We start from the raw sequence: 10,041 nt of genomic DNA on the forward strand, positions 1-10,041 counted from the left end.
CCAATACTAGTATACCTGCCCCTTCACCCATAACAAATCCATCGCGTTCTTCATCCCACGGTCTTGAAGCTTCTTCAGGCTTGTCATTAAATTTAGTTGATAGTGCCTTCATAGATGCAAAGCCTGCAACTCCAACCCTACAAAGTGCACTTTCTGCCCCACCTGCAATCATTACATCTGCTTCACCAAGTTTTATAGCTCTTGCTGAATTTATGATTGCATGCGCACCTGTTGCACATGCGGTTACCGCTGAATCGTTTGGGCCTGTAAATCCATATTTAATAGAAATATGGCCAGATATCAAATTTATCAAACTTGCAGGGACAAAAAATGGGCTGACACGTCTAGGCCCTTTTTCCTGCATAATAATTACATTTTCCTGAATCGATGGAAGACCACCTATACCAGAGCCAACAACCACACCAACTCGTTCTCGATCAATATCTTGATTTTCTAAAATTAGTGAATCGTTCACTGCCTGAATAGTGGCTGCAATACCGTAATGGATAAAACGATCTGTCCTTTTTAGGTCTTTTTCAGAGATATAATCTAGCGGGTTAAAACAGTGCTCAATGTTATTACCTTGTAGGGAAACTTGTCCTGCGATTTTACAAGCAAGATCGGAAGCATCAAACCTGCTGATTTCCTTTATACCAGACTCACTACCTACTAACTTAAGCCAAGTGTTTTCAACATTTGCTGCCAGTGGAGTAATTAAGCCAATACCGGTAACTACTACTCTTCTGCTCATTTAATACTAATTATTGTTCTTTTTGTCACTGATGTACTCAACTATCTGCTCTACAGTTTCCATTTTTTGCGCATCTTCATCAGGAATTTCTATACCAAACTCTTCTTCTGCCGCCATGATTATCTCAACTGCATCTAAACTGTCTGCGCCATGCTCTGAAAGCTTTGAGGAGCCGCTAAATTTCTCCACATCCTTACTAATGTGCTCCAGCACAATCTTTTTTACTTTTTCTTCTATGTCTTCTCTGGTGCTTTTTGCTAATTCGCTACTCATTTTTTACCAAGAAATAACCTATTCTTTGATGTTATAAAAAATTTTCATGTTTGCAATACCTTTTATGGTTGATAGACTATTACAAAACTTTCTATTGCCCTAGCTGAAATATTCTTCAACATTGTGTGCTGGAAAATTAACAAACTCGCAAATGCTAGACGAAATAACAAAAAATTTACTTATCGCAGAAATAAGCAAATTTCTACCTGAAGATAGCCAAAGCAAGCTTATATCAGCTATGCGTTATGTCCTTCTTGCTCCTGCAAAATATATACGTCCATTTTTAGTCATAGCTTCATCACGAGTATTTAATGTGAAAGCTGAGAAAGTAATGCCAATTGCTGTGGCAGTTGAGTGTGTTCACACCTACTCTCTAATTCACGATGATTTGCCATGTATGGACAATAGCGATATTCGCAGAGGTCAGCTAAGTTGCCATAAAAGATTTGACGAAGCAACAGCGGTGCTTGCTGGAGATGCGCTGCTTACCCTCGCTTTTGAAATACTATCTTCGCTAAATGAGGATAACAATAAATGCTGTGAAATTATAAAAGTACTCTCTCAAGCGATGGGAACTAAGGGAATGGTAGGGGGACAGATTTTGGATATTGATGCAGATTTCCTCAAAATAAAAGAAACCCATTTATTAAAAACTGCAAAACTATTTGCAGCTTCATGTGAAATAGGGGCTATAATGGGAAATGCTACAGATGAGCAACGAAGAGCGTTACATGACTATGGAATAAATCTAGGGCTTATTTTTCAAGCCAAAGATGATATTGAAGACCACAAACAAGATAAAGTAAGTAACTTGATGTCTATACTTGGTAAAAGTGAAACAAAGAACTATATAGAAAGTCTCTTTAAACAAGCTTTGAATAAATTGAGTAAGCTTTCAGATGAAACTAATTATTTATATAGTTTATTGAATCAGGTAAAAAACGATGGTTAGGAAAATTATATTACAATTGCTTATTTCCATAGTAATAACTTTCACTTTAACTTCTTCTTTTGTGTTTATCGTCGTCCAAATAAACAAAAGCAGACCAGAAAAGAGAGACAAGCTTTATGAGTTAAATACTACGAATGATACCTTGGTACAGACAATAGTATATTACCTAGTGAAGCCAATACTTGAATCAGCACTTGACCACTATATCGAAAAGCATGGGTTGAAGGAGTATTTAAAAGAGATAACACAGCAGGAAAGAGAGGAAAATTCAATAAACTTTTATGAATTTACAGAAGGCAGTGGCAGCAGAGCTCTATGTGGTCAGGAAGTTCTGATGCAAATGTATAAAATATCTAATAACCCAGCAATACCACTTCCGAATCAAGTCCCTAATGTTACTTTAAAAATAGGTCAAGATGATTGGAAAGAGGTGGGCCTAGGAATAATGGGTATGAAAGAAGGAGGAGAGCGTGTAGTTACTATAAACATTACCAATGACAACAAAACGAGCTTTAACTCTTACTATGTCAAACTAATCGAGGTAAAAGATAGATATCCCGACTCAGTAAATAATATGATGATTTTCAATGACTTAATTAATAGGGCTGGGAAACAAGTAAGATGTGGTGATGAGGTGTTAATTAAGTACAGCGTAATGGAGCATGATGGTAAATATATAATCAAGAATCAAACAGTGCAATTCAAAGTTGGTGATAAAAAGGTACCGCTTGCCATAGAGCTTGGAGTGGTTGGAATGAGAGCTGGTAATAACAGAACTATCATTTCTCCACCAGAACTTTTGAACGTTACTGATAGTATGTTAATCGGAGACATAGATTTTGACAAAGAAAATGTTTCCATAATTAATCTCAGCTTAGATGCCAAAGCTTAAAAGCAAGATACTTTAAATATTACTTGGTAACTGAAGAAAATAACAAAAGTACATATCGCAGTGATAACTGGTGGTAAAATCAGAAAAATAGGTGTCTTTTTAACGAAAAAATTCTCGGAAGGCTTTGAGAAAAAAGCATTGTAAATTATTGGCAAAAAGTACATAGCATTTAGTATAGTACTTACTATTAATACAAGAGTAACAAATACAGAAAGTGCTACATTGCCAGAGCTAAAAACAGCCTGCAAAATGAGAAACTTACCCCAGAAAGTTGGAGCAGGTGGCACTCCGATCATAGATAACGCACCTATAGTAAATGCTGCCATAGTAATCGGCATATTTCGTCCTATGCCGTGAGTTTTATCTACATATTTCTCACCTGTTTTCATTATTATGTTGCCTACAACAAAGAATAGAGTAATTTTTGCAAATGCATGACAAACTAACTGAAAAACTGCAACTTTTGCGCTAAGATCGCTAAAAATTGAAGCGAATAGTGTAACATATGATAATTGGGAAACGGTAGAGTAGGCGAGCAATTTTTTCAATTCCTTCTGCTTGAGTGCAATCAGTGAAGCAACAATGATGGTAAATCCTGCAACATAAGGCAGCCATCCTCCAGCAAGCCAACTTTGTTGTGCAAAGCGTTGCAGATTATTGGTGCCAAAAGTGTATAATATGACTTTTATAATGATGAAAACCCCGGATTTCACAACAGCAACAGCATGTAGCAGCGCGCTCACAGGAGTTGGTGCAATCATTGCTTTTGGCAACCAAAAATGCATTGGCATCAATGCAGCTTTGCCTATTCCATAAATCAGCATCGCAAAACACACTGCAATGAAAGTAACAAGCGAAGTGTCAAATTTAAATATTCCACCGCTTACAAAATCTAAAGTATGAAATTTGCTGTATAAGAAACCGAGAACTGGAAAAAATAGCACTAAGGAAGAAAAAAACAGCACACCAAAATAATAACGCCCAGCCATCATTGATTCATTTGTTGTGTTATAGGTGACAAGAGGGTAAGTACTTATAGTCAAGAGCTCATAAAAGACAAATGTAGTAAGCAAATCGCCAGAAAAAGCAATAAACATTGCACAGCTGACCGATATTGAAAGAAAACAAAGGAAATTTGAGTAACTACTATTAGGATAGTTATTCTGCATATAACATATTGCGTATATGCTAGTTAATATCCATAAAAATGATATTAATAAACTAAATACCACTCCAGTGGACTCTAGCTTTAAACTAATGTGCAAGTTACTGCCAAAATCCATAAGGATAAATTGAGAATGATCACCATATGCCCAATGTAAAGTGCACAGACACGTATACGTAAATAGAAGTATAGAAGAGGCAATAGTAATGCTATTGTTCAATCTAGGCCATTTGTGGGTAAAAAAGATAACCACTGTGCCAAGCAGCGGAATCAGTGCAGTAATTAATAAATAACTTTCAGCAATAAAAAATGGTAAGGAAAGAGGTGTTAAAATACATTCCATTAAATAATTCATTCTTTTGTTTAGGTAAAGCTAAAATTATACTTAAGTCACAGAAAAACTGCCACTTTTTTTGGTAACAAAAGGACATCCAAGATCTGAGATTCTATTCTAAGGCCGTGCATAGAGGCTGTTTTTTTGTTTAACACATTTAAGCTTAAAAAATAAGATTTAATAGAGCAAATATAAAAAAGTTGAATATTTCTTCAAAATAGTGCATAATCTTTAATACTTTTTAAGTTCATTCCTCATGGCTTTATCAAAATTTCTCGATTCAAAGCTCGACCTGACCTTCAAAAAAATCTTTGGCTTAAAAAGAATAAAAATATTATTATTCACTTTCTCAATGATATTTTAGGATTTACAGGAATAGATACTATACAAGAAGTTGAGTTCCTTAGCACTATTATGGATCCTGAAATTACCTCCGATAAGCAAAGCATTGTTAACATCCTTTGGAAGGATTCCCACAGAAACAGTATGTTGCAGAGATGCAGCTCGCTCGCGATAAAGACTTTGAAAAACACGCTCAACTTTACACTGCTAAGAATTAGATAAATCTGGCAATTACATAGACTTAAAGAAAGTTTTCTTTATGCTATTTCCAATAGTACGCTATTTACTCCAGAGGTTAAGTATATTTCCACTCACAATATACGGGATATAAAAACCAACAGACATTACTTAAAAGATTTTCAATTCGTTTTTATTAAGCTGCCTAAATTCCCAAAAAATAAAGTAGAACAGCTAGAAAACACAGTAGAAAGGTGGTGTTTCTTTTTCAAGTATGCAGAGGATACTACAGATGAAGATTTAAGGAATATAGCAGAAAAATTACCAATAATAAAGCTAGAATACGATGAGTTAGACAAGTTTCGTTGGAATGAGAGAGATTTATTAACGTATGAAGAAAGAGTAATGGATCTGCGGAAAGAAGAGGCCATCATGCATATAGACTTGATCTTGTTGAAGAGAAAGGTATCCAAATCGGCCAAGAATACGGCATCCAGACCGGTGAAGAAAGAGGCCAAAAACCTACTTAAAGTTGGTGTATCTGTTGATTTAGCAACTGAATCTACTGGTCTTCCTAAAGCTGAAATTGTATAACTCCGGGAAGAAATAGCTTAACACCCAGGTGCCTTTGTTCTCATTAGTTGATCACTTATTGTTATACCACTTAAACGCAAGACTCAGATGTAAAGGCTACGGCATTTCACTAACCCAGTTACTCTTTTCCTGATCTAACCTATCATTTAATATTGCCTGTCTTATTGATTCCATAAGCTTATTCATGAAGAAAATATTATGAATGGTAATGAGGGTGTAAGCTAGCAGTTCTTTAGCTTTCAATAAATGGTGTATATAAGCTCTCGAATGTTTCCTGCAGGTAAAACACAAACAATCACTTTCAATTGGACTATTTTCTAGCTCAAATTGTTGATTTCGCAAATTAACATACTCCTTACACTTTGAAGCAATAGAATTCCTATTTTTCACTTTAACAAGTGCACCACCATGTCTTGCCAGGCGAGTTGGATGCACACAATCAAACGTGTCAATCCCAAGCTCTACTGCACGAAAGATATCCATAATCCCACCAATACCAAGCAAATGAGTAGGCCTATCTTTTTTTAAGTGCTTCATGGTAAAAGAAACTACATCATACATCTGTTTCTTACTCTGACCAAGTGATCCACCTATTGCTTGACCGAAAAATGGTAAATCATTCATAAAATCACAGCTTTCTCTGCGCAGATCTTGATACACTCCACCTTGGTTGATTCCATACAGTGCTTGTTTGCCATCATTACTTTTTTCAAGTTCATTTAAAGAACGTTCAGCCCATCTATGGCTCATGAGCATTGATCTTTGTGTATATTCTTTGCTGACGTGAAATGGTGTGCATTCATCTAAAACTAAGATTAGATCTGCACCTAATTTTTGTTGAACTTGTATAGATTTTTCAGGAGTTAAACAATAAGTCTCACCATTAATATAAGAACGAAAAATTGCCCCATCCTCATTAATTTTAATCAGGGTTTTTTGTTTCTTTCTTACTCCCTTTATTTCTTCTGAAACTGATCCGTGCCCCAAGCTAAATATCTGGTATCCACCAGAATCAGTTAGCATCGGTCCATTCCATCCCATCATCTTGTGCAAACCACCAAGTTTTGCCACAGTATCCTCCCCCGGTTGGAGCATTAGGTGATAGGTGTTGGAAAGTATTATCTGAGTACCAGCTTCACCGATTCTCTCAATATCTGCAGCCTTAATTGCAGCTTTGGTTGCACAAAACATAAATGCTGGTGTTTCTATGTTTCCATTTGGAGTTTTAATTGTGCCAACTCTTGCAGAACCTGATTGCTTGGTTATCCTAAATGAGAACTCTTTTTTCATCTATTTGCTTGAAAGCTCTGCTATGATATTTTCCACTTTTTTAGGAGTAAGATTCTCATAAAAATTGTCATTGATCTGCACAACAGGAGCATTAACGCATGCACCAAGACATTCAACTTCTTTTAAAGTAAACAGATCATCTTTGGTAGTTTCACCTATATTGATCCCAAGCCTCTTTTTAAAGGTATTTAAAACTTCTTCGCTACTGCATAACCAGCAAGGGGTTGTCCTACAAACTTGTATCAGATATTTACCCATCGGTTTTAAATTATACATGGTGTAAAAACTTGCCACTTCGTATACGCAAATATGTGGAATATGTAGCATATCAGCAACGTAGCGCATGGCAGACTCAGGAACCCATCTACATTGTTCTTGAACCAGATATAGTAAAGGCATAACAGCACTACCTTCTTTACCTTTTGGGTACATCTCTATAAACTTCTTTGCTTTCTTGAGGTTTTCCAATGTAAAACTAAACTGCTCTTCTCTTTCTTTCATCTGTAGGTTCATGTAAATCTCAACAGATTATACTTAAAGAATCAACAACTGCAATTAGACCTCTCACATGAAAAGACAATTATTTTTGGCGTTTTTTGTGTACTCTTGAATTGCTTTAGCTATAAACGTTAAGGAATTTACTAATCTAAAAAAGGCAAAAAAATCCCTGGCCATTGTCTATTTTCAGTATTGGCGTTTTTTAAAGTCTTAGATTTACAGTTCCATAATTCCTACTGTGATGGTATTTTTTTCTCATGCTTTATGATACCATCACACTCTGGAAACATACATCTAAGAAGTTCACTAAAATTTTGAAAAATGCAATCTACTTCTATACTCGAATATGTCAAGTAGTAGTTCAAAAGATTTACTCTCAGCAATTGCACTTTTTGCATTATTGTATGCAAGGTTGAGCAGTTCTCTATCTTTGTATAAGTCAGCAAATTTAAACTCCATGCATCCTGATTGCTTTATGCCCAATATATCTCCACTACCTCTTAGCATCATATCTTTTTCAGCAATGTGAAACCCATCTTGTGACTCACACATGATCTTTAACTTTGAGAATGAGCTTTTGCTTAGATTATCGTATAATAATACGCAAAAAGATGGCTTACTTCCTCGTCCTACTCTGCCTCTCAACTGATGCAATTGCGATAATCCAAATTGCTCTGCATTTTCTATAATCATAATGGTTGCATCTGGTACATCTATACCAACTTCTATCACAGTTGTTGCAACTAGGAGGGAAAATTCATTTCTTTTGAAAGAAAATATAGCTTGATCTTTCTGATCTTGAGCTAGTTTTCCGTGCATTATTCCAACTTTATCAAAAAATGTCTTTTGCAATTCCTGAAAGCGCATCTCTGCTGCAGCAACATTTAGTTCTTCGTTTCTTTCTATATATGGGCAAATCCAATACGCTTTTTCACCCCTATTTATAGCACCCTTAAGCTTTTCAACAATATCTGGTACTTTTTTAATGTTCATAATGACAGTTTTTATTGGCAACCTAGATTTTAGTTTTTCCTTTAAAACGGAGCATTCAACATCGCCATACATGGCTTGCTGCAAAGTCCTTGGGATAGGAGTGGCAGTAACGAAAAGTATGTCAGTATTTTCTCCCTTTCCTACCAAACAATTTCTCTGCATCACCCCAAACCGCTGTTGCTCGTCTACGACTGCAAGCCCTAAATTTTTAAATGTAACGTTAGCTTGAAACAGTGCATGAGTACCAATCACTATATTTAAAGTACCACTTGCAAGTTCGTTCATGATAGTCTTTCTTTCTTTGCGTGTAGTTTTACCAGTAAGCAGAACAACTTTTATATCTGTGCAAGATAAAGCCTCTTCGATCCAATTATAATGTTGCTCTGCTAAGATAGTAGTTGGTGCCATTAGAGCTGCCTGCATGTTGTTTTCCACCACACTCAGCATCGCAAAAAGTGCAACCACGGTCTTGCCACTACCGACATCACCTTGCAGCAAGCTTACCATGCGGTATTTGGATTTTTGTCTCTCTGAAATTTCATCTATTGCACGAATTTGATCGTTTGTTAATTGGAACGACAAGCCATTTAAAACTTGCTCTTTATATTTATTAGATATTGTAAATTCTCTTCTCCCTTTTCTTACGCGATTTTCTCTTGCAAGTTTTAGTGCTAGTTGATACGCAAATAATTCATCATAGGCAAGTCTTTTCCGACAAATTTCCGCTTCTGCCAATGACCTTGGCCTGTGCAGCTTTATAATGCTTTTTCTCCAACTCAGCCATTTTTTTTGCTCGATTAATTTACCATCTATCCACTCTGGTAAATCAGGCAATTCTTTTAGATTAGAATTTATTATGTTTTTAATGCTCTTGTTAGTAATGCCGCGACATAATTGGTAACCTGGCTCTATGCTAGCTATCTCTTCAAGTTGGTCGACGTTAAGCGATACGTAGTCTGGGTGAGTAATTTGCAAATATCCGGCAAATTTATCAAGTTTACCACTGATGACTACATGGGCTCCAATTGGAAATGATTTATATAAATATTTAACTGAGTAATTAAAAAAGACTATGAATATGTACTGACTTTCGCCTTCAACGACTATCTTATATGGCCTACCTCTAAAATCTGGTGGCTGATGTTCATGAACTTTTGCCATGAAAGTTGTAAGTTCTCCAACTTGAGCATCAAGTAGCGATTTACTCCTATCTATATAACTGTGTGGCCTGTAAAACAGCAGGTCCATTACTCTATCTCCGCCACAAAGTTTATGCAATATTGTGGAATGAAACCTAGGTATATTCTCCAGCTTGCCATTTAGAAAGGCTAGCACATCTGGTTGTTCGTTGAGGCTCATACATGTGTAAAATTGTTTATCCATAATAGGGCTTTCTTAAAATTCTGTCATCTTATGGCTAAGCTATACTAACTTCCTAAATCACAACGCCATCCTACAACCTAGGAACATTGTAGTTCGAGAGCAACTCTCACTCGAAGGGTGTAATTCAAGTAGCTCCTTTTCTTATTATCCAAGTAGACCCATTTCTTGTCATGCCAGTACTCCGACACTGAGATCCAGTTCTCCATAATAATTAATGTTGTATTTTAACATAACTTTTATGCTCACCTACTTGACAAAATTCCTGGATGCCAGTGTTAAGCACTGGCATGACACCCTCCAGTAGGACAATGTTCGTGCAGCTGTGCTTCACGCGCTGGAATAACAGGTCTATGGTACATCCAAGTGACTTTTTTTGTCATTCCAGTACTTGATACTA

At 36.2% G+C, this 10,041-nt stretch carries 8 protein-coding genes and 1 pseudogene; 3 read left to right on the plus strand and 6 right to left on the minus strand.

The genetic code is table 11. The features are described 5' to 3' along the window. Both IHO13_RS02830 and acpP read right to left on the minus strand, forming a co-directional pair. Positions 1–751, minus strand: a 751-nt coding sequence (locus IHO13_RS02830) for a beta-ketoacyl synthase N-terminal-like domain-containing protein (protein WP_304956701.1), incomplete at its 3' end; no start/stop codon positions are given. 6 nt (positions 752–757) lie between these two features. After that, positions 758–1,024 (minus strand): acyl carrier protein, encoded by a 267-nt coding sequence (gene acpP / locus IHO13_RS02835; RefSeq protein WP_225538182.1) that lies wholly within the window; start codon positions 1,022–1,024, stop codon positions 758–760. A gap of 151 nt (positions 1,025–1,175) precedes the next feature. Here acpP and IHO13_RS02840 point away from each other — a divergent pair, with 151 nt between their 5' ends. Next, positions 1,176–1,976, plus strand: a complete 801-nt coding sequence (locus IHO13_RS02840; protein ID WP_225538183.1) for a polyprenyl synthetase family protein — start codon at positions 1,176–1,178, stop codon at positions 1,974–1,976. Then, positions 1,969–2,868, plus strand: a complete 900-nt coding sequence (locus tag IHO13_RS02845) for an FKBP-type peptidyl-prolyl cis-trans isomerase (protein WP_225538184.1) — start codon at positions 1,969–1,971, stop codon at positions 2,866–2,868. Before IHO13_RS02840 ends, IHO13_RS02845 begins: the two co-directional genes overlap by 8 nt. Here the strand turns inward: IHO13_RS02845 and IHO13_RS02850 are convergent. Next, positions 2,865–4,376, minus strand: a complete 1,512-nt coding sequence (locus IHO13_RS02850; RefSeq protein WP_225538185.1) for a proton-conducting transporter transmembrane domain-containing protein — start codon at positions 4,374–4,376, stop codon at positions 2,865–2,867. The two genes, IHO13_RS02845 and IHO13_RS02850, sit on opposite strands and share 4 nt — an antisense overlap. Before the next feature lie 247 nt (positions 4,377–4,623). On the opposite strand from IHO13_RS02850, the pseudogene IHO13_RS02855 reads away from it, so the two are divergent. Next, positions 4,624–5,416: pseudogene (locus IHO13_RS02855) on the plus strand (Rpn family recombination-promoting nuclease/putative transposase). Between the two features lie 160 nt (positions 5,417–5,576). On the opposite strand, the gene tgt reads toward IHO13_RS02855, so the two are convergent. From tgt to IHO13_RS02870, 3 genes are all read right to left on the minus strand, one after another. Next, positions 5,577–6,770, minus strand: a complete 1,194-nt coding sequence (gene tgt, locus IHO13_RS02860) for a tRNA guanosine(34) transglycosylase Tgt (protein ID WP_225538186.1) — start codon at positions 6,768–6,770, stop codon at positions 5,577–5,579. Next, positions 6,771–7,271, minus strand: coding sequence for an NADH-quinone oxidoreductase subunit NuoE (gene nuoE, locus IHO13_RS02865; RefSeq protein ID WP_225538187.1), 501 nt, complete (start codon positions 7,269–7,271; stop codon positions 6,771–6,773). It lies immediately after the preceding gene. 303 nt (positions 7,272–7,574) lie between these two features. Beyond that, complete coding sequence (locus IHO13_RS02870) at positions 7,575–9,620, minus strand: ATP-dependent DNA helicase RecG (RefSeq protein ID WP_368666874.1); 2,046 nt, start codon at positions 9,618–9,620, stop codon at positions 7,575–7,577. Between the last annotated feature and the right edge of the window lie 421 nt (positions 9,621–10,041).

Origin of the sequence: Wolbachia endosymbiont of Mansonella perstans, assembly GCF_020278605.1 — a bacterium.
Classification (GTDB): Bacteria; Pseudomonadota; Alphaproteobacteria; order Rickettsiales; family Anaplasmataceae; genus Wolbachia.